This is a genomic window from Chloroflexota bacterium (assembly GCA_026710945.1).
Taxonomy (GTDB): domain Bacteria; phylum Chloroflexota; class UBA11872; order VXOZ01; family VXOZ01; genus VXOZ01.
Genome location: JAPOQA010000019.1, coordinates 23,948 through 44,352, shown reverse-complemented (window position 1 = coordinate 44,352; position 20,405 = coordinate 23,948). Strand labels below are relative to the sequence as shown.

The 20,405-nt window shown below is 58.2% G+C and carries 13 protein-coding genes, 1 tRNA gene and 1 rRNA gene; 3 read left to right on the top strand and 12 right to left on the bottom strand.

Annotated elements, in window-relative coordinates; genetic code table 11:
* The 6 genes from OXE05_03565 to OXE05_03540 all read right to left on the bottom strand — a co-directional run.
* Nucleotides 1-2,114 (bottom strand): 23S ribosomal RNA (locus tag OXE05_03565); the annotation flags it as partial.
* Nucleotides 2,115-2,534: 420 nt separating this feature from the next.
* Nucleotides 2,535-4,217 (bottom strand): von Willebrand factor type A domain-containing protein, encoded by a 1,683-nt coding sequence (locus OXE05_03560; protein ID MCY4436393.1) that lies wholly within the window; start codon nt 4,215-4,217, stop codon nt 2,535-2,537.
* Nucleotides 4,218-4,797: 580 nt separating this feature from the next.
* Nucleotides 4,798-5,841, bottom strand: a complete 1,044-nt coding sequence (locus OXE05_03555; protein MCY4436392.1) for a Gfo/Idh/MocA family oxidoreductase — start codon at nt 5,839-5,841, stop codon at nt 4,798-4,800.
* A gap of 109 nt (nt 5,842-5,950) precedes the next feature.
* Entirely contained in the window at nt 5,951-6,985 is a 1,035-nt protein-coding gene (locus tag OXE05_03550) for a hypothetical protein (GenBank protein MCY4436391.1), read from the bottom strand.
* An 11-nt stretch (nt 6,986-6,996) separates the two neighbouring features.
* Nucleotides 6,997-7,365: a hypothetical protein gene (locus OXE05_03545; protein ID MCY4436390.1), complete on the bottom strand. Its 369-nt coding sequence runs from the start codon at nt 7,363-7,365 to the stop codon at nt 6,997-6,999.
* Nucleotides 7,366-7,852: 487 nt separating this feature from the next.
* Nucleotides 7,853-7,928 (bottom strand) — tRNA-Ala (locus tag OXE05_03540).
* A gap of 80 nt (nt 7,929-8,008) precedes the next feature.
* Here OXE05_03540 and OXE05_03535 point away from each other — a divergent pair.
* From OXE05_03535 to OXE05_03525, 3 genes are all read left to right on the top strand, one after another.
* Nucleotides 8,009-9,061 (top strand): Gfo/Idh/MocA family oxidoreductase, encoded by a 1,053-nt coding sequence (locus OXE05_03535; GenBank protein ID MCY4436389.1) that lies wholly within the window; start codon nt 8,009-8,011, stop codon nt 9,059-9,061.
* 152 nt (nt 9,062-9,213) lie between these two features.
* Nucleotides 9,214-9,684, top strand: a complete 471-nt coding sequence (locus tag OXE05_03530) for a RidA family protein (GenBank protein ID MCY4436388.1) — start codon at nt 9,214-9,216, stop codon at nt 9,682-9,684.
* 1,037 nt (nt 9,685-10,721) lie between these two features.
* Nucleotides 10,722-11,537, top strand: a complete 816-nt coding sequence (locus OXE05_03525) for a TlyA family RNA methyltransferase (GenBank protein MCY4436387.1) — start codon at nt 10,722-10,724, stop codon at nt 11,535-11,537.
* A gap of 32 nt (nt 11,538-11,569) precedes the next feature.
* Here OXE05_03525 and OXE05_03520 read toward each other — a convergent pair whose 3' ends face one another.
* The 6 genes from OXE05_03520 to OXE05_03495 form a co-directional block, all read right to left on the bottom strand.
* Entirely contained in the window at nt 11,570-13,153 is a 1,584-nt protein-coding gene (locus OXE05_03520; protein MCY4436386.1) for a PrsW family glutamic-type intramembrane protease, read from the bottom strand.
* A gap of 333 nt (nt 13,154-13,486) precedes the next feature.
* Complete coding sequence (locus tag OXE05_03515) at nt 13,487-15,850, bottom strand: DUF3604 domain-containing protein (protein MCY4436385.1); 2,364 nt, start codon at nt 15,848-15,850, stop codon at nt 13,487-13,489.
* A 245-nt stretch (nt 15,851-16,095) separates the two neighbouring features.
* Entirely contained in the window at nt 16,096-16,611 is a 516-nt protein-coding gene (locus tag OXE05_03510; GenBank protein MCY4436384.1) for a hypothetical protein, read from the bottom strand.
* A gap of 62 nt (nt 16,612-16,673) precedes the next feature.
* The gene (locus OXE05_03505) at nt 16,674-17,627 is read right to left on the bottom strand and encodes an NAD(P)/FAD-dependent oxidoreductase (protein ID MCY4436383.1); all 954 of its coding nucleotides are present in this window, start codon (nt 17,625-17,627) and stop codon (nt 16,674-16,676) included.
* A gap of 306 nt (nt 17,628-17,933) precedes the next feature.
* The gene (locus tag OXE05_03500; GenBank protein ID MCY4436382.1) at nt 17,934-19,355 is read right to left on the bottom strand and encodes an extracellular solute-binding protein; all 1,422 of its coding nucleotides are present in this window, start codon (nt 19,353-19,355) and stop codon (nt 17,934-17,936) included.
* 175 nt (nt 19,356-19,530) lie between these two features.
* Nucleotides 19,531-20,361, bottom strand: a complete 831-nt coding sequence (locus OXE05_03495; protein ID MCY4436381.1) for a methyltransferase domain-containing protein — start codon at nt 20,359-20,361, stop codon at nt 19,531-19,533.
* Between the last annotated feature and the right edge of the window lie 44 nt (nt 20,362-20,405).

The window sequence follows — 20,405 nt, the reverse complement described above, 5'->3', positions numbered from 1 at the left end:
CTACCTTAGGACGGTTATAGTTACCGCCGCCGTTCACCGGGGCTTCCCGTCGGGGCGTGAACCCCTCTAGTTAACCTTCCGGCACCGGGCAGGCGTCAGCCCCCATACATCAGCTTTCGCTTTCGCGGAGACCTGTGTTTTTGTTAAACAGTCGGTTGGGCCTCTTCAGTGCCACCGCAACTCGCTTCCCGGCGCAAGGCCGGTGCACGCGTCGCGGTACCCCTTCTCCCGAAGTTACGGGGCTAATTTGCCGAGTTCCTTAGCAGAGGGTCTCCCGCTCACCTTGGGACTTTTACCCCCGCCCACCAGTGTCGGTTTGCGGTACGGGCGCCCATATCCTGGCTAGAGGCTTTTCTTGCAGGCTGGGCTCAAAGAAATCGCCGTTGACTTTCGTCGCGGACTCTCCATCGCTTCTCGGCGTTTGGAATGGAGCAACGGATTTTCCTATCGCTCCCGCCTACCAGCTTGGACGTGTATAGCCAAAAAACACGCTTCTCCTACCCTGCCCGGTCCCCCCTTCGCTCATAACGAACCTGGGCGGTTCCGGAATATCAACCGGATGTCCATCGCCTACGCCATATTGGCCTCGGCTTAGGCCCGACTAACCCTCAGAGGACGAACCTTCCTGAGGAAACCTTGGGCTTACGGTGAGCCGGATTCTCACCGGCTAACGCTACTCATGCCGACATTCTCACTTCCCTGCGCTCCACCCGTCCTTTCGGTCGAGCTTCTCCGCCCAGGGAACGCTCCCCTACCCAGCGGCTACTCCCGAAGGAGCGCCACTGCCCTAGCTTCGGTACCAGACTTGAGCCCCGTTAAATTTTCGGCGCCAGACGGCTTGACCAGTGAGCTGTTACGCACTCTTTAAAGGATGGCTGCTTCCAAGCCAACCTCCTGGCTGTCCGGGCTATCCGACATCCTTTCCCACTTAGTCTGAATTTAGGGACCTTAGCTGAGGGTCTGGGTTGTTTCCCTTTTGACGATGAAGATTATCCCCCACCGTCCCACTCCCAGGTAACATGTATACGGCATTCGGAGTTTGGTTGGGTTTGGTAACCGTTTTGGCCCCTAGCCCATCCAGTGCTCTACCTCCGCAACACTCTAACCTGAGGCTGCACCGCAATGCATTTCGGGGAGAACCAGCTATATCTGAGTTCGATTGGCATTTCACCTCTAGCCACAGCTCATCCCCCAGATTTGTAACTCTGGTGGGTTCGGGCTTCCACGAGATATTACTCTCTCTTCACCCTGGCCATGGCTAGCTCACTCAGTTTCGGGTCTACTCCACGCGACTGAATCGCCCTGTTAGGACTCGCTTTCGCTACGGCTCCGGTCCTCCGACCTTAGCCTTGCCACGCATAGTAACTCGTCGGCTCATTCTCCAAAAGGCACGCCATCAGGCATTCCGTCCTATAATGCGGGCTTAGCGTCCCCGCGCGCCGCACTTTCCGAAGAAAGCGCTTTGCGTAGGCACGCCGACCCAGCAAGACGGCATAGCCCTCTGACTGCTTGTAAGCGTACGATTTCAGGTTCTATTTCACTCCCCTCCCGGGGTTCTTTTCACCTTTCCCTCACTGTACTCGTTCACTATCGGTCGCCAAAGGTGTTTAGCCTTGGGAAGTGGGCTCCCCAGTTTCCCACAGGGTTACACGTGTCCCGTGGTACTCAGGCACAGCAACGAGAGAGCCGTGGTTTTCGTGTACGGGGCTATCACCCTCTCTGGCGGGCCTTTCCAGGACCTTCTACTAACCACAGCTTTTCTCCAACTCTCCGAACCCCTTGCAGGGGGTTCAATTGCGGCCTACAACCCTCACACTGCAACGGCTGCAACCTATCACACAGCGTGAGTTTGGGCTGTTCCCCTTTCGCTCGCCACTACTCAGGGAATAATCTCTTTTCCTCGCCCTACTAAGATGATTCAGTTCGGGCGGTTCCCTCCACATGCCTATGAATTCAGCATGCGGTGACGAGGCATCACCCTCGCCGGGTTTCCCCATTCGGGTACCTGCGGATCAAAATCTGCTGACGACTCCCCGCAGCTTTTCGCAGTCAACCGCGCCCTTCTTCGGCCTTTGGCACCAAGGCATCCATCGTACGCCCTTAGTAACTTAGCCTGCTTCTAATCGGCAAAATTGAAGTTCTGCTTGCGCAATATTCACTTGTTAATGTACCGCCCCATCTCTAGGGCGCATCCCCTAATGTACCAAACATCGCACAACGGTGTCAAGGAACACGTGCCGGTCGTGATGACCTCTTGCAACCCGTTGCCTTGCGCATTTCGCGACCCATCGTCAGTGTTCACGGCCTGCCGCTTCGCCCGTTCGTGCTGAGGATGCTGCGCCAAGCCCCTTTCGAAGCACAAACAGACGCCATCGTGACACACGCAGCAGGATGTCTCGCAATTAAAAATCCTTCACTTCCGCGGACGCCGGAAATCCATTCACCCCCTGGATACCGCTAACGTCGGTTTCCAGGGGGTGATGTTCGCCGCGCTCAGACTGAGAATAAGCGGGTTGGACTACCTAAAGCCTGAACTACCGGCTGTAGCCGGAGTCCGGCCGCTCCTTTTGCGCGGTCTGCGTCAGGTAATCCAGCAGGTAGCTGAAGTCCTTGTACGACGTCAAATCGCCCAACTGCCGGTCCAGTGACCAGAGTTCATCCAGCAAAATTGCCAGATCGCGGTCCACCGGCGACTCCGCGAAGTCCAAATTGCTGTAGCGGTCCGCTGCCAGAGCAACAATTGAACCAAATTGCAGGAACGCCGCAGCCCGGGCATTCTCCAGCGCGTCGCTCGTGCTCAGCAGCGTGGCGTGCTGGCGGTTGGATTCGCCAGAAGAAGGCGTCACCCAGCGTATCTCCACCTCACCGAGCCTGGCGGTATCCCGCCGGCCTGCGTCGGTGAGCTGCAATTCAAAGAACACCGTGGTAGCCGCCCCCGCCGGAATCTCCGCGAACTCCTTGCGCGCCTCGGTGAAGGACTCGTCAGAAGTAACGCGGTTCTCGTAGCCGACTATACGCCACACCGCGACCATGTCCGGGTCCCACGTCACCTGGGCGCGGGTCTGGTCGGCAAAGGGGATGGAGAGTGCGAGCCAGTTTTCGCGGCTAAACGTCGCCCTGGCTTGCTCCACCGTGCTGAGATAGCGGTACCAGCCATTGCCATGCTGCGCCAATTGCTCGAGCAGGTAGTCGTTATAGTTCTCTATGCCGACGCCAATGGTGATGAGGCGCAACGGATTGGTGTCGTCACGGTCTTCCGCCGACTCCAAAATGGAGAACGGGTCGGTGGCGTCCACGTTCGCTACACCGTCCGACATGAGAATGATGTAGTTGTACGCTTCGGGACGCTCGCGCCGGATGCGGTCGGCAAGCTGCACGCCCAGATCGAGACCGGCCTGCACGTTCGTGGAACCATGCGGCTCCAGCAAGTCGATTGACCGCCTCACGGCGCGGTCATCCGGTTCCCGGTGATCGACCGTCAGGTTATCGAGCACGCGGGTGGTGAAATGGACCACGGCAATGCGGTCCTGGCCGCGCAAGCTGCGCCGGATACTCTCCGCAGCTTCACGGGCAATGGCCACGCGATCGCCCTCGCGCATCGAACCCGAGGCATCGAGCACCAGGGTTACATTGAGCGGCGTGTCGTCGTAGGCGAGGTCCGCGGCCTGGAAGGCAATACGCGCCAGGTGCAAGCCACTGTCCAGGGGATGCCGGATGACGTCCGTAGCGATGGCAAAGCTATCATCGCGCAGCGGCAGTGCGTAGTCATAGTTGAACGCGTTGATCCATTCTTCTGCTCGCACGGAATCCGGCTCCACCCGATACGCCGCGCGCGCCCAGTTAAGGGCCAAATGGAACGACGTGCGGTCGGTATCCAGGCTGAAGGTAGCAACCGCGTCGCGAACCGTATTAACAAATGTGGCGCGTGGATAGTCTTTAAACGTGGTCGCGCCCGCGGTCTGCTGCGGCGGCCGGACTGCCGGTTGGCTTGACGTTGATTGAGACGACTGGCTTCTGGATGCTGGAGCCTCAGCCTTTGCCGCAGGTGCACGCTCGGCAGCAGGAGCTTCTTTAGCCTCAGCTTGAGGCGCGGCCTGCCTCTCTTCTGCCTGAGACTCTTCCATTGCCGCTGATGGCGCCGTAGCCGCCGCTCCGCACGCAGCAAGCAAGAGCACACCCGCAAGCAACACCACAATCGACTTCAGAATTCTCTTCATCACAGTTTCTCCTCGTTGTCCTTTGCCCCACAGCACTGTACCGCCAATTCGTATAGAAAAAGGCGTAGCTGGGGACAATCTGTGGAGACAAGCATCAGCACGAACGGTTCCCGCGAGAGGTGACGAGAGAGGAAGGTAAACGCCAACAAAGCCGGACACAGCCAGCTTTCCACGAGACAAGCAATCAAGACCGGACGGCAGCGCCACCCAGTTCCCAAGCTACTTTCTGTTTGTCGGCATTCAGATTAGAGGGACGATACAACCTTCTATAGACATGCGGGACCTGAAATCGTGCTTTAGGTAAGAAATACGCGGTAATATGAGTCGTTCAAGTCGCTAGGCCCTCCTCCTTCCATGCGTTGCATGGACACCATACGCGAGCACCACCCCTGGCTCGCACGCGCCCTCTAATTGCCTTTCAAGTACAACCAATTCACAACAGAGAGTAGCATTGGATGGGACTGTACTGAATAAACCAACTAGACAATCGGAGCTCGTAATATCAATAGTAGGTGAATATCCGAGACTTGTCTAGACCTTTAAGCACATTCATTGCTATGGCATGCCCGACATGGAGAGGTCAAAAGGCTGCATGGTCGCCACCCAGCCACCGGTACGGGCGTGGGTAGAGCGCCAGCGAGCGGTCCTCCAGCGGCAGCGTGAGGGGTACCGACCCCCACAGGGCCGAGTATTTTGCGGCAATCGCGGCCTCGAGGGACTGGCGCAGGTCGTGGCCTGATACAGCCATCTCGGTGCCGTTTTCAACGGCCGAGATGAATGACAAAATCGAGCTTGCAAGGTAGCTATACTGCGGCCAGACGCATGGCGTGAACTTTCGGTCGGACTTGACCCGCGCGCCATTTGCATCGAACCCCTGATAGATGTCCATCTCGTCGCCCCAGTCCCAGCGCAGGAGCGCATTCTCAGTCCAGACGTCGACGCCGCGATACGGAGTTGGCTCGCCGAAAATAGGCGCCTCGATGCCGGTGCTCAGGGTGAACCGGCCGTTGATAATAAGGCCGGTGTCGTCGTCCGCTTCCAGGGCTTCTTGCGGCTTGCCCCACGCAATCACCTCGGTGATCTCGGCCTGCGTGAGCAGCCTGAGCACGGCGATGTGCTGGCAGCCGCCGCCTGAAATCTCACCGCCCCATGCATGCACGGTTGCGCCCCGTATCTCGCCAAAGTCGCCGCGCCGCAGCCAGCTCGCGGCCTCTTGAATATCTGTACGGGCGCTTTGCAGATTGCCACCGTGAAAAACGACGCCGCGTTCCGCGCAGGTGTCAATCATCGCGTCCACTTCGGAGAGCCGGGCGCCAATTGGCTTATCGGTGGATACGCCGCGCACACCCGCCTGGGCCGAGGCAATCACCGCGTCCTTGATGAACTTGCCGGGGAGAACAGTGACCGCGAGATCGGGGACTTCGCCTAGCTGCCCATACATCTCCTCGGCGTCCTTGTACAGCGCCTTAACGCCGAACTGCTCACCGACGGCCTTGCGCCGCTCGTCATTGTATTCGGCAATAGCAACGATCTCAGTATTGTCGAGCAAGCTATAGAACTTCGCGTACTCTTGGCCCATCCGACCACAGCCGATGATTGCTACCCGTAACATCTCGTCTGTCATGATTCCCTCAATCCCATTTCGGTAATCTGACACCTATACGCTTGAGGCAGATGAAAAGCTACGAGAAGTGGCGGGGCTTCCGTAGCGGAGCCGGACAGTGGATGCGGTGTTAGGTTGCTGGGAAACGAACTTGGTGGAGGGCATCGGCGACTTGTCTCAAACTATCTACTACGCCATCCAGTATTTCCGGATACTCAACGTCTCTCTTTAGCGTGACCGGGGCCCATTGAGAGTCCTGCATGCGCAATGCGTCCAGTACCGCGGAGGGCTTATCTTGCAGATAGTCGTAGCAATTTACCCACAAAGGAGTTTCACCAGTTCTTTCAAATTGCTCGACGTTGATGCCAAACCACACAACCGTCCCACGAAGACCGACATAACGACCGTAGCCGTACTCACGAGGAGTTCTATTCAAGCCTTTCCGGCTGGCCCACTCCTGCTCAATCCCCCTTTCGGTAGCAGCGTCAATGAGCCGCTTATACTGACGTAGGCGCATTTCCGAATCCAAGCCGGCTTTCTCGTCTCGACCGATTGGCTTGAACGCTCCGGCATCGGCGTACTTGGCTAGGCTGCGCAGTTGGCGAATTTCAGTTTCGACACCAGCCTCAGCATAGTCTCTGGTCCTGGCCGCCATGCTATCGAGAAGACTTCCCCAACTTACGATCATCACGTGCTTCTGCGTATCCCCCACACGCACACATCTCCGCTCTGATTCGACCTCCACTAGAGTGCTGAACTCCTGGCTAATCCGTCCCTGCAACTGCGGCCAAAGCGACTGAACTCGCTCCTCCGGTACCAGGAACATCAGGAGCGCCGGACCATCATCCGGGAGCACTCCAATGTATCCGTTGGGCTGATTATCTGTGAGGCCTGCCCAGAACTTCACCTCGATGAGCACTCGTTCCACGCCAGTTTCGTCGAATCCCACTAAGTCCGGACGCGCTCCATCCTCTTGAGTCACCTGCGTCTTTACAGTTGTGACCGCGTTTACACCTCGGACACCGGACTGAATGACGTCGTTCAAAGCCACCCCGCAGGCGTCTGAGTGATCGAAAATGTGGCGCAATGCTTCTGTCGCGATGTTCTCCGTGTTTCCAGGGAAGCTGGAAACCAGGTACGCGAGCAGAGTATCGTTGTCGGGCATCGAACTCTCCCTCAGCTCTGATGGGCCGGATTCGCTGGGTAGTCCTCCGGCTTGCCTGTGTCACCGGGCTGGATGACGAAATCGCGGCGGTCCCGGTAGAGACGTGCGCGGTTCAGGACGTAGTCCACTCCAGGTTCCAGGTCATCCCAATGGGTCATCAACCAGTATTTGTGGTCGCCGATGAACAGATAGGTGTTGTTCATGCGAAAGAAGCGGCACGCCACGCCCTCTCCAGCGCGGAAGCGCTCGCAGACGGCCTCCAGCAACTCCTGCTGACCGTCCGTCTCGATCAGTACGTACTCGTGGGGCCACGTATCCCGGTAGGTAACCGCCTCCCGCCAGGGCGCGCGGGCTATCAACTCCGTAAGCTTTAGTGTCATTTCCTAGTGGCTCCCTAATTCTCTATGGAGAAGCCGCGCAGTTGGGCCGCAGGAAACTCCGTTTGCCGGAATTGACCAGTGCAAACGCAACGTCATTGAACGCCGCGCACGCAACACCTCTCGCCACAGCTTGGTGGTACTTTACTCAAGCTGGCTATGATGGGCAACAAGTAGGTCTGCGCGTGAAGGGGTGTCCGGAGTTCTTCTCGCCTGGAGGAAACTTTGCGAAACACCTTCCCCTTGATGGAAGAGGGCCGGGATAGGGGTGGAAAGAATTGACGTATAGCTCTGCACGGGCAATGCCGACGCCGAATGCCAATGCCTCTGGATTCCGGCTTTCGCCGGAATGACGGGTTATGCAAGGGTATCCGTCGGAATGCCGGAGTTCGAGGTGGGGGGGGGGGATTTGCCTGTCGGCTCATGACCAGAAGCCGGCCTACACCGCCAACCGGAACCTCAATGCGAAGGTTCTCGGCTTTCTCTAGCTTGGTGGACCCGATCGGGGTCGAACCGACGACCTCGTGAATGCCATTCACGCGCTCTCCCAACTGAGCTACGGGCCCGCATTCGACTATAATTGTAGCATCGAACGAGGAGTCGCGTAAACGTAAGCCAGCGGGCTAATGACTAAAGGAGTCCACTGATGGCTACCTACCGCGTTGGTATCGTCGGCTGCACCGGCATTGCCAGTCAACCGGCTCGATCGCTGTCTCATCCCATTTACGGCGTTGCCGCGCCGCATTCGCATGCCGCGGGCTACAACTGCGTGCCCGCGACGGAGGTCGTCGCGGTGTGCGACCTGCTGCCCGACCGCACGCAGGATTTTGTTTCCAAGTGGCAACACCGGTGGCCGGGAATCACCCAGCACCAAGACTATCGCGAGATGTTGGCACGCGAGAACCTCGACATCGTCAGCGTGGTGACCGGGGACGACCGCCACGCCGACATCACGGTGGCCGCGGCGGAAGCCGGTGCACGCGCCATCTTCTGCGAAAAGCCGCTTGCCACCAACCTCGCCGACGCCGACCGCATGATCGCGGCCGTTGAAAAACACGGCGTCTTCCTGTCCGTCGATCACAGCCGCCGCTGGCAGCCCCAGTGGTACGAGGCGCGTGCAGCCATCCGCAACGGCGCCATCGGCCCCGTGCGCACGATTGTCGCCAAGCTCGGTGGCGCCCGCGCCATGCTCTTTCGCAACGGCACGCACCTGACGGACGCGATTTGCTTTTTCGCCGATGGTGAGCCGGCGTGGCTGACAGCCCGCTATGACGACCGCTTTGCGGACTACGGCCCGCGCTACGCCGGCGACGGCGGACACGATCCCGCCACCGACCCGGGCATTTGCGCCTTCTATCTCTTCTCGAACGGTGTACGTGCCTTCTACAGCGGCTCGCAAGGGGTCGCCACTGGTTTCGAAATTGAGGTCTTGGGAGAGACCGGCCGAATCCGCTTGGGCAATGCCGTTTCCGCCACAATCGAGACCGCCGACGGCGTGCAGGCGCTGGAGCCGGCTACGGCCGCGGTCTCCGGTAGTGCCGCCGCGATCGAAGAACTCATCGCGCTGGTTGAGGGACGTGGTACGCTGCCTCAGATTTCCGGTCCCTACGACGGACGTCGCGTGACAGAAATCCTCGTCGCTGCAGTGCAGTCCGCCGCCCAGGGCGGGGCGCCGGTCACATTCCCAGTCAAAGAATAAGAGAACTCTCCTAACCGGTGAGGTTGCCGGAGGCTGGAGGCCAAATCGCGGCAGTTTTGACCTTGAAGTACTGTCACCGTACAATGCAGAACGTGTAATCTCTGCTTAGTAAAGTGGACGAATATTCTTGTGGCTTTAAGGAAAGGAACACAATGTCACCGGAAGATAAACTCAAAGAGTTGGGACTCGAACTCCGAGCGCCAAATGCACCCATCGCTAACTATGTACCGTGGGTGCGCACTGGCAATCTGATCTACCTGTCGGGTCAGGGCCCCAATCGCGCGGGCGACGCTGAAGCCACCGTATACGACGGCAAATTGGGCGAGCGCTACGGCATCGAGGAGGGCTACGAAGCGGCCCGGCAAACCGCCTACAATCTCCTCTGCGCGCTCCAGGCCGCGACCGGCGACCTCAGCAAAGTATCGCGCATTGTGAAGGTCCTCGGCATGGTAAACAGCGCGCCCGACTTTGCCGATCAGCCGAAAGTGATCAATGGCTGCTCCGACCTCTTGGTAGAAGTCTTCGGCGACAAGGGGAAGCACGCCCGGTCAGCGGTGGGCATGGGCGCACTGCCGAACAACATCCCTGTCGAGATCGAGTTTATTGCAGAAGTAGAAGACTAACAGCACTGCAAGAGGACCAACATCTCCGTGACGGAGACCTTTGCATAAACCTTGCCGGTGCGGGAGTGTCCCCTCCTCCGGCGGAGACCTTTGCATATCCCTTGCGGGAGGGGAATGTCCCCTCTCCCGCCGGAGACCCCTGCAAAATCCATGTGGAAAGGAGATTGTCCCCTCTCCCTTGACGGGAGAGGCTTAGGATGAGAGGGAAAGTGCTCTGAGCACGAGCATCTTCTTGACCGGATTGGTTCTAATATGATTGACTGTACAAGTTTTACGATTAGCAAAGCAGATAAGACCCCTCACCCCGGCCCTCTCCCCAAGGAGAGGGAGTAAATCTTGCTCCTCTGGCCGGGGATATGCAAATGTCTCCCGGAGGGAGAGTACGTCGCAGTTCCGGTCCCCTCTCCTGGGGGAGAGGGTTAGGGTGAGGGGGAAAGTCCCCGCAGTCTGGGAGTCTATCCCCGTTATCGCACTCATGCGTATCGGTCTTGCCGTTAAGGAGGAGAGGTTGAGCAGAATTCCCCTCACCCCGGCCCTCTCCCCCAGGAGAGGGAGTGCCCCTGCTTGAAAGTGGCGTTATGCAAAGGTCTCCCCAGGGAGAGGGACGTTTGTTCGCCTGTAGGTGGGTTCGCAAGGTTCTCGTGACGGTAGTGTGGAATCTCCCGGAAACGCGGGCTTAGAGCCTGTGCTTGGCTTTCCATCGCGAGGCAAACCGCTATTTCACCACTGTTCTTAGCTGGTACGCTCCCTGAGAGGAAGTTGCCAAAGTCAGCAAGAACCGTTCGTGCTGAGGGCTGCGCGCGGCCCCTGTCGCAGTACAAACGGGTTTGGATTGGGGGTCACTATCATCCGATCACCCTTTGACACGCACAGGGCGAACGGACGGCAAGTGCGCGACAGCACCTTTGCAAACACCCACTTAGGCGTTCAATACAACAGGGGTCAGAGTTGGCAAGTGCCCGATTTGTTCGGCTCGCAAGGGAAGCCGGTAGTAGCAGAGACCGCATTCAGGCCACCCTTAAAATGTGAGCGCGGGCATGGCTGAACCACAGAATCGCACCACAGCGACTATGCGACTAGACCGTCTCCTCGTCGAAAAGACTTTCTTCCCAAGCCGCGAAAAGGCCGCCTATGCCATTCGCGCCGGCGGCGTCCAGGTAAATGGCCGGACGGTAACCAAACCGGCTGCTCCGGTGAATTTCGACGCCCAAGTCTTCGTTGATACGCAGAGCACGCTCCGCATTGGACGCGGCGAACACAAACTTGCAGGGGTGCTGGAAGAGTTTGGCATAGACTGCGCCGGGAAGATAGCCCTCGATGTGGGCAGTGGCGCCGGCGGCTTCACGTGGCAACTCCTACAACAAGGCGCGAAGCGTGTCTATGCGGTTGACGTAGGCGCCAATCAACTTCATCACGAACTACGGGCAGATCCCAGGGTTGCGGCCTACGAACAAACTGACGTGCGCGGCCTGACCGCATTCTCGGAGCCACCGCACGTTGCCGCGGTAGACGTCTCTTTTATCTCGTTGCGCCTCATCTTGCCCCATGTGTGCACGCTTACCCGCGCTGACGCAGACATTGTGGTTCTCCTCAAACCGCAGTTTGAGGTGGCAACCATTGAACTGACGAAAGGCGGATCCATTCACAATCGAGAAACGCAGCGCGCCATTCGCCATGCTTTTGTCGATTGGTGCGCTGCAAACGACCTGGTGGTCAAGGGCGAAGTAGAGAGCCCGATTCGCGGCAAACATGGCACCCGCGAATTCTTCCTCCATCTCAATCACGCCTCGGTTGCGAGTTTCTTTCCCGCGAAGGAGTCTGGAAGAGAGCGGCAGTCACGTCCATTAGCTTAGAAATAGGCGGCGCAAAGCAGGCGGCAACACTATCAAGCCGGCTCGTCGGCAGAGCCGGAATCCTCAGGTGGGGGGCTCGCCATCAGGACGCTAAATGGATGCAGCTTATGGATGCGGTGGTTTCCGGTATCCGCAACGAATACGCGATTGCGATCGTCAACGGCGACTCCATAGGGATCCGAAAACTGCCCCTGCTGGCCGGCCACCTGGAGGCCCCATTGCGAAAGCGGTTCACCATCGGGTGACAATTCCTGAATGCGGTTGTTCCAGGTATCCGCAACGTAGATTCTGCCGCGCTGGTCTAGGGCAATGCCGCTTGGATTGCGAAACTGACCTGGTTCCTCCCCTTCCTCACCCCATTGTCCGCTGGGTTCACCGTCGGGAGTGAGCTTCTGTACCCTATGGTTTCCGGAGTCGGTGATGTAAACCCACCCTGCGTCATCCAGAGCAACTCCAACCGGTGCGCGGAATTCCCCTGGACCGTCGCCGTGGGAACCCCACATTGCAAGCACCTCGCCGTCAGAGGAGAATTTCTGAATGCGGTTATTGCCGGTGTCGGCAACGTAGATGTTGCCTGTAGAGTCCACTGCAACGCCGTTGGGCGAACGGAATTGGCCGGGCTTTGCGCCTTGCTCGCCCCATTGCGTCAACGGCTGACCTTCTGCGGAGAGTCTCTGAATCCGATGATTGAGCGTATCGGCCAAGAGTACCTGTCCACTTATGTCAATGGTCAAACCGCGCGGCGAACGAAATTCGCCTGCTTTTTGTCCCGTACTCCCCCACTGTGCTAGTGAATCCCCGTCGGCTGAGAACTTCTGCAGGCGATTATTGATCGTATCGACCACATGGACATTTCCCTGCTGATCGATTGCTACGTCATGCGGAGAACTGAACTGACCGGGCCTCGATCCAAGCTCTCCCCAAATCGCCTGGCTGCGGCGACGCTGACTCGACTGGACTCGGCGGACCAATCGGAATGCCCACGCCACCGAGACGACAAAGACTATAGCTGAAAGCGGGAGAATCCATAGTTCGCCAAGCAACAAGGGGAAGTCATACAAACCGTGCAGCACTACCGGAATCACCCACGCCAAACGAGCATAGCGACCCCGGCGCGCGGGATTGAATGCGCTCTGCGCGATGTAGTAACCCATAATGGCACCGAGCGCGCCATGCACCGGCACCGAGGTGAGCCCGCGTACCGCCGCTCCCAGTGCATCTCCTTCCCCCACGTAGGCAATATTCTCCAGCGCGGCAAAGCCAAGCGAAGCGACTACGCCGTAAACCACCCCATCGAAAGGTTCCGCCAGCCGCTTACGCTGGCAGGAGAAATTGGCAAGCACTACGTACTTAAACGATTCTTGGAGAATCGCTGCGCCAAGAAACGCCTGGATAAACAGTACCAGTGGGAGGCTGCCTGTTAAATCGCCCAACACTGGATAGAGGATTGAAACAGGAAAGGCCAATATGATTACCGGCAGCGTGACCACGATTCCCAGACCAAACGTCGCCCAAAGGGTAATGCGGGGTTGGGGAAAATCCGGCCGCGCGTGCAGGAACCAAATCAGAATGAGTCCCGGCACCACTGCGGAAGAGAACATCAAGAGTGGTTGCAATACAGCCTCCCTGGTCTTGTCGCAGCGACTTGCGACCTCATGTTACGCAGGGAAGCTCCGTCACTAAGACTTCGTCCACGCAACTGCGTTACTTTTGCCTTCTGCTCTGAGTCGTGAACGATAGGCCTCCAGCCTACAGACACCTACCAAATGTACTACAGATACTGGTGCAGTATGAAACTAAATGGGAATTGGCTTTGGCAAGATTGGGCTCCGAAGGACCTTATTCCGGCTCCTCCGGACATAGGGTAAGCTGCCAGCTTGCCCTTCTGTACCCGACCGATATGCCTACACTTCCCACCATAGAAATCAGGCAGTCAGGTCAGAGCGCCTCTACGGGTTGAATTCCACCCAGACGGGGCTTGACCACGCTCTCGGACCCCAAGCGGGCGCAACATTGGAGATATGGCTCCGCCAGCCCATGGACTGTTCTACATTGAGATAGTAGAAGTGCTCGCCAGGTGCCGCCTCTTCGTCCGTATGCCGGCCGGAAGCCTGTTGTTCGGTTGCCTCCCACGACCTGATCGCCTCGCCGTCGCGCACCAGCGTGATGGTTGCGGGCAATTCCGTAAGCTGTACATTCCACTGGATTTCCGGCGCGTCCTGAGTTCTGCCTTCGCCTCCCATGAAGACGCCGTTAACCCAAAGCTGAATGCCAATGCGGGAACCGTCGGTCGCAAAACACCGATGCTTCCGCAAGGCATCGAGTATTGCCGTACGACTCAGGTCTTCAGCATAGATGCCGGTCAGACCGCCGCCAGTCCCTGCCGTACGACGATGACCGTCGCTGCAGCCAATGAACCCCAACTTGCGCCCGCTCTTCAGCACTTGGTGAATCTTCTCCCGGTACGCCGGATCGAGCATGTGCACGCGCCAGCCCGAGCAGACCTCCATATTCGTTTCGGTCCACGAGTCTGACAAGAACTCCCAATGCTCGTGATGTGGGTGCAGGATCGCGCCGTACCGTTCAGCATGCGCGGCGAGTGCCGCAAGCGGTTCCCCTTCTACCTCGGTATAGCGCAAGAGCGGCAGTTGCTCTCTTCCGGCTATCACCGTGCGGTGATTCGAAGTCCTAGAGCCGGAAGCACGACTCATCTGCGACCATTCGAACGCCGGCAGCACCAGGAGGTCACTTAAGTGCCTGAAGTGAAGCGCAAAGTGATAGTCCAAATCGTATTCCGATGCCGTAAGACTGAGGAGGTGCTTGTCGTTATCCGAGAACGCCACACAGTCCAACTGAGCTACATCGCGCGCATAAGCTATCAGTTCGTCAACATACCCCTCCGCATCGGCGGAATGAGTCGAGTGGACATGCAAGTCTGCCCAAAAGAGGGTGAGTTCCGGTTCCCTTGTACCTGCTCGAGCATTCTCGCTGCTGATTTGGATTCCCCCGCCAGGCCGGGTATCGGTTCGCGGCCCACCCGGTGAGGCCGGACTCCATCCGAACCACCGCCCTTCGTCGAGGAAGCGAGGTGCATCACCAAGAGTAAGAGCGACCAGGCAAACGTCTTCCACAGATATCTCAGGGGCCACACGCGCAGTTACCCATAGTTCGTTGCGCCCATCAACAGCCTCGTTGGCAACCGGTGTATAGTATCGAGGCCCAACTGCAATAGACCGCGTTTCCTGAACATCGGGAGCAGATTGGCCCTTGGTGGCATCAATATAGCGTCCACAGAGCACGCCCCCTGTCGTGGTGGTACTACCGTTTGGCAGTTCTTTCCGCTCCCAGAGCAACCAGACGCCACCATCCGGGCTTGCAACAACCAATGGCTTACGTCGTCTACCGAGATACCCCCATACGCCCAAGCCCTGCCATTCAAGCATGCCCCAGGCTAAGACTCCGAGGTCCGGCGATCCGTTGGCATCTTCTACAAGCTGCCACTGACCGTCTGCACGCCGCGCCACTCTCGCCACAGGCCACTGGTCGAGCACATTCCCATCGCTTACAACCTCCTGCCTGCAGAGCCACGTGATCCAAGGGTTGTCGTCATTGTCTATCGTGAGGGATGGCACAAGCTGCCAAGCTTCCGCCGTTACCATTTCCGATTCAGCAGCCCGGTCGGTTACGACCTCCCGCGCGCCAATTGATCCATCTTGCTCAACGAAAACACAATAGATTCCGAATTTTCCGTCTATATAGGCATCCCAGGCAACCCAGTAACCGTCGTTGGTAACAGCGACTTCCGGCCGCTGCACCCAACCGGCGGCAGTAGTTATGTCTATGGGATCCGACCAGCCGCTACCCGTGTTGGCGGCGAAACGAACCTTATATGCTCCTGGCGTTGCGGCCTCACACCACACCGCGGCCATGCGTCCTGCGGCAGAATCTGCGTGCAAGGAGACGACAAAACCTTCACTTTCCAGCTTTTGTGGTGTTTCCCACCCCGAAATAGAACGTGTAGACCCGTAAACGGCATAGGTTTCCCAAAGATCCTGGGAAATCCAAACGCTCGTCGGCACGTCCTGCACTAGTCCAATGTAGGGCGAGTGATTCCTACCTTCCTTTGGGGTAACCGTTTCAAGGGGAGTCAGCTCACCACTATGTGAAGCTCGTGCGTAAATGTGCTCTTTGTCTTGCTGGTACCCCTGCCATACAGCCCACACTGTGTTACCGCTGCGCACGGCGTGGGGTGTGTGGCACTCACGGCCATCAAGCTCCGTCGAAAGTACCGTGTGCGCGCTAAAGTTCGTCATCCTATTGCCATGACTTCCAAGGTGTCGGTACCCACATTTCTTGCCTCTCCTACAATAGACCTGTATTCAAGGTGAAGTCTCTCCGCCCAAACCATTACGGCGACCAAACTCTATCTCCACAACACTGGCCGCAGCCATTACCAGCCCCATTTCACAAGGCGCAGCACGGCTATCGGTCGTGCACTCAGTCACGCCTTCTCGGGGCTAATCCCCACTGCCGACCCGGTTCTAGTTTGTTGTAGCATTTATCCGAGGTCCTTCAGAATCTCGTGCGCCGCATTGTGACCGGGCACACCGCTAATCTCGCCGCCCGGATGCTGTCCGGCTCCGCAGAGGTAGAGCCCACCTAAGGGCGCCCGGTAATGAGAAATCTCCGGCAGCGGCCGATTCCAAACCAGGTGCTCGCCGGCATGCTGAACGTGCCAGATGCAACCGTCCGTCAAGCCGTTCTCGCGTTCCAGGTCGAGCGGGGTGCGCAGTTTGTAGTCGCGTATCGACTGGCGAAAGTTCGGCGCACACGCCGTGATTTGGTCGATGAGTCCTTCTGCCACCTGCTCCCGCACGTCGTCCCACGTCCCGTTCCGCAGCTTCCCCGGCGCCGCATAGATCCAGATGGACGCGGTGTGGTACCCCGGCTGCGTAATGCTGTCGTCAACCCCAGACGGTATCGAGAAACTAATCAGAGGTCTGCGCGGGGGACGTCCGGCTTCCAAATCATCGTAACAGGCGGACATTTCCTCACGTGTAAGGCTAATGACCACGGCGCCTTTGCTTGCCTGCTCAGGCTCTCCGTCCCAGGCGGTCCATTGCGGCAACTCAGAAATCACCGCAAGGAATTTATAGCAACTGACGTGCTAGTAAGTCCCTGAATGCGGTGGCGGAAACCGGCGTCCAAGTGCTCTTCGGGCATGAGTCGCAGGAAGGTGCGTTTGGGGTCAAGATTGGAGGCAACGACACGGCTCCGCACTTCGCCGCCATTTGCCAACTGAATGCCAACGACCTTACCGCCTTCTACCAGAAATTCCTCGACCTCGTGGTCGGTATGGATTGTCACACCGGCATCCTCTGCGGATTCTCTGAAGAGTTGGCTCACCACCCCAACGCCACCGCGCACGTAGCCGTTTGGCGGCTTGATGCCTGTTTTCTCATCCGCGGCATTGAGTGATGCGTAAGCAAGCTGAAAGCCCCACGGATTTCTGCCGATAGCGCCCGCTTCATAGCCGAGACGGTTCTTTAAATGACCGTCCGGCAGAAACTCGTCCTGCAGGTCATAAATGCGCGTGGTCAAAGCTTTTTCCAGCACATCGGCCGCGGGTGTTCCAGCGACTTTGGCGCGCACCTCTGCCAGCGTAGGTGGCGGTTGCAGCCGGTAGGGTGAAATCGCGCGCTGCAGTGTGTTCTTGAACTCCCCGTAGCGCCGCTGCCCTTCGCGCTCCGCCGGTGTCAGTTGCAGCGCGCGATTGCGGGGCGAATCGTGGGTGGTCGGCCCGAAGTACGTATTGTCCGGCAGCACCTGGATGCCCTGGCGGGGAATCACCTCCAGGCCGCGTTCGAGGAGGCGGAAGTCCTTATAAATCTTTGGGTGTATACCGTGGACCATATGGGCGCAGGTGGAAAACTTGAAGCCCGGCCACAACTCTTCCGTGATCGCGGCGCCCCCGGTAAAGGGGCGGCGTTCGAATACATGCACCGCAAGTCCGGCACGCGCCAGATAGGTCGCGGCAACGAGACCGTTGTGGCCGCCGCCGACTATTGCTACGTCAATATCACCTGCCACCAAACGCTCCCTCAGTAGTTGAATTTGACTCCGGTCGCGCAATTATTTGCCGTGAGCAAAGTAACCACGTGGCCGGTCTTGGACCTCATTCCATTCCAAGTGATTGGCCACCCACTCAAATGTCATTGTGTCTAGCCATTCACCCAACTGTCATAGTGTTTAGCCGCTCACTCAAATGTCATTCCGAGCGAAGCGAGGAATCTAGGATTCCCATCGAGTATCCCTTCCTCGCTTCGCCCGTTGGACTTGCCAACCGAACCATAGACGAGCGTGCGGGCCGCCTATGAGCAGTTACCTGCTGCTAGCCTAAAGCCCAAGCTCTTTGCGCCAGTCCTCAGCGATAATGTTCATCTGCTCTTCAGCCGTGGCAAGAGCTTCCTGAATGCCCACCTCGCCGTTCCAGATTGAGCCGACCCAACCGCCTGTAAGCACCTCGATGCGCATCTGATCGGAACCGGGCACGCCAAAGCCCAGGGTCGAGGTGCGATATTGCATGTTCTCAGACATGTGGAGCACAAACGGGTCGTTCTCGTGGAATTCCTCGGACAGCGTCGCCGACTTGCGCACCGGCACACGGTCGAAGGTCTTGGTGAACGCCAGCGTGTTTTCGGGCCGCGCCAAGAACTCAAGCAACGCAAAGGACTCTTCCGCCACTTCCGTCCAGCCGGAGACCATATGGATCCAGGCGCCGCCGAGGCTTACTTGGCGCGCCGCATTGGCCGGCAAGGGGAATCCCGTGTACCCAAACTCATAGTCCGGGTCAATCGGGCGAATCTGCTGCTTGCGCTCGGCATACGTCATGTAGATGCTGGCGCACTTCGCATTGACGAGCGCTGCACCCCGATCTCTGCCGGAGGGCCGTGCTGATTCTTGGAATTCCTTGATGGCAGCGAATCCATCCTGCAGGTCCCACAACCGCTTAACGAACGTAAAGGCTTCAATACCCTCAGGTGTATTGAAGGTCATCTTGGTGCGGTCATCGTTCGTACGACTACCGCCAAGCTGCAATAGGGGGAGCATGAAGAGCCACGTGCCGTTTGAGCCCCAGTCCGGCGGAAAACCCGCGACCGTAAGCTTGCCAGCAGCGTCTTTCTGCGTCGTCTTTTGAATGGCTTCCTCAAATTCGTCCCACGTCTGCGGTCCGACCGCCGGGTCCAGTCCGCCATTGAGATAGAGATCGATGTTCATATAAAGCACGCGCATGTCTGGGCCGTACGGCATGCCGAACACCCGGCCGTCGCGCCAGATTACTGGCTCCATCAAGCCTTCCCAGACGTCGTCCATATCCAGGGCGGTAGCCTTGATGTAGTCATTCAGGTGCAGGACGGTGCCCTGCAGTCCCCGGTCAATCGGCGTGCCTTCGCCGCCGGTCACCACGTCATACGGAATGTTCCCGGCGGCAGCCGCCGCGAATGCCTCATTACGGTTGCCCGTATAGGGTTCTACGAGCAGATTGATGTTGGCGAATTCTGCGCTGAACGCCTCCATCAAGCCGTTGGATACGTGGCCCTCTTCATGGAACCTGAATGCGGGATTCGGCACGAATACCACGTCCACCGGCTCGGCCGGTTGCGGCGCTGCTTCGGCCTTCTGCTCCGCTGGCTTTTCACCCGCCATCTCAGGTTGTACTGTTGCCGTGCCGCAAGCTGCAAGGGCAGCCACGACAGGAATACTGCTGGCTGCAACTAGCAGCTTTCGTCGTGTCAACGTCTCCACCTTATTGGACATTAGCGTTTCCTCTCACCTGAACTACAGATAACCCAGACTTAGCCGTGCTTACCTCCTTACCGCAATCATGCTACCTCGTTTGCAAAGAGTGGCAGCCTCCTCTTGGTGCAGAGTATACCACGCTAAGACACATCCCATAGTGACAACACTTAAGTAAAGCGGCAATTCCGCACGCCTAAGGCTTTTTCGCCGACGATAGTACTGCCGCCATAGGCAATCGGTAAACTCCATCCTCCTCGAAACCGGCCACACCGTCGCGCACCTTCTGTCGTATGGCAGCCAGCGCTTCCGCTGACTGCGCCTGCAGAAGCGCTCCAGTGCGCACAGCGCCGTGCAGGAATGTATCAAAGAGCGTGTCCACATGCGGAAAGTCCCACTTGGTATGCATTTCTTCCACACGAGGAGATGAGAATCCGGCCTCCGTCAGGACGAGCCTGCTCTCAGCCGGATCGCTGAAGCGAAAGAAGGGCGGTCCGTCCGGCAAGGTCACGTCCATGTTGCCGTGCTCGCCAATGGCATCGAGGATTATCTGAAAGCCCAAACTAATCTGGGGATCTGCCCACACGGAAAAAGCGATACGGCCCCCGGAGCGTAGCACGCGATGCGCCTCCGCCACCGCCAACTCCGGCTGAGCAACGTGCAGCAATCCGAAATTCATAAGCACGGCATCAAACTGGGCATCAGGAAAGGGCAGCCTTTCGGCACTGGCTGTCTGAAACGTAATATCGGGGTATTGCTGGCGTGCCACGTCGACTGCCGCTTTCGCAAAGTCAATGCCGACCACCTGAGCGCCGCGACCCGTTGCCGCTGCCGCGACGTAGCCGGGACCTGTGGCAACGTCCAGCACTCGGCATCCGGCCTCTACACCACCGGCGTCCAGCAATGGTTCGATGAAGCGTGTTGTGAGGGCTGCAAAGTAACGGTGATAGTCTCCCGCTACTCGCTCCCATCCCGCTCTCTCGAATTCATAGAATTCACTGACGTTGTCTTGACTGCGGCCCGGCATAGCTTGCCCCCCTATGATTAGCCTACACGAACAATATTGTAGCG

Excerpts from the sequence above, each read along its gene's own strand:
- OXE05_03515 (MCY4436385.1), bottom strand. The coding sequence starts at position 15,850 with ATGACGAACTTTAGCGCGCACACGGTACTTTCGACGGAGCTTGATGGC.
- OXE05_03535 (MCY4436389.1), top strand. The coding sequence starts at position 8,009 with ATGGCTACCTACCGCGTTGGTATCGTCGGCTGCACCGGCATTGCCAGT.
- OXE05_03550 (MCY4436391.1), bottom strand. The coding sequence starts at position 6,985 with ATGCCCGACAACGATACTCTGCTCGCGTACCTGGTTTCCAGCTTCCCT.
- OXE05_03530 (MCY4436388.1), top strand. The coding sequence starts at position 9,214 with ATGTCACCGGAAGATAAACTCAAAGAGTTGGGACTCGAACTCCGAGCG.
- OXE05_03495 (MCY4436381.1), bottom strand. The coding sequence starts at position 20,361 with ATGCCGGGCCGCAGTCAAGACAACGTCAGTGAATTCTATGAATTCGAG.
- OXE05_03525 (MCY4436387.1), top strand. The coding sequence starts at position 10,722 with ATGGCTGAACCACAGAATCGCACCACAGCGACTATGCGACTAGACCGT.
- OXE05_03545 (MCY4436390.1), bottom strand. The coding sequence starts at position 7,365 with ATGACACTAAAGCTTACGGAGTTGATAGCCCGCGCGCCCTGGCGGGAG.
- OXE05_03560 (MCY4436393.1), bottom strand. The coding sequence starts at position 4,217 with ATGAAGAGAATTCTGAAGTCGATTGTGGTGTTGCTTGCGGGTGTGCTC.
- OXE05_03555 (MCY4436392.1), bottom strand. The coding sequence starts at position 5,841 with ATGACAGACGAGATGTTACGGGTAGCAATCATCGGCTGTGGTCGGATG.
- OXE05_03500 (MCY4436382.1), bottom strand. The coding sequence starts at position 19,355 with ATGTCCAATAAGGTGGAGACGTTGACACGACGAAAGCTGCTAGTTGCA.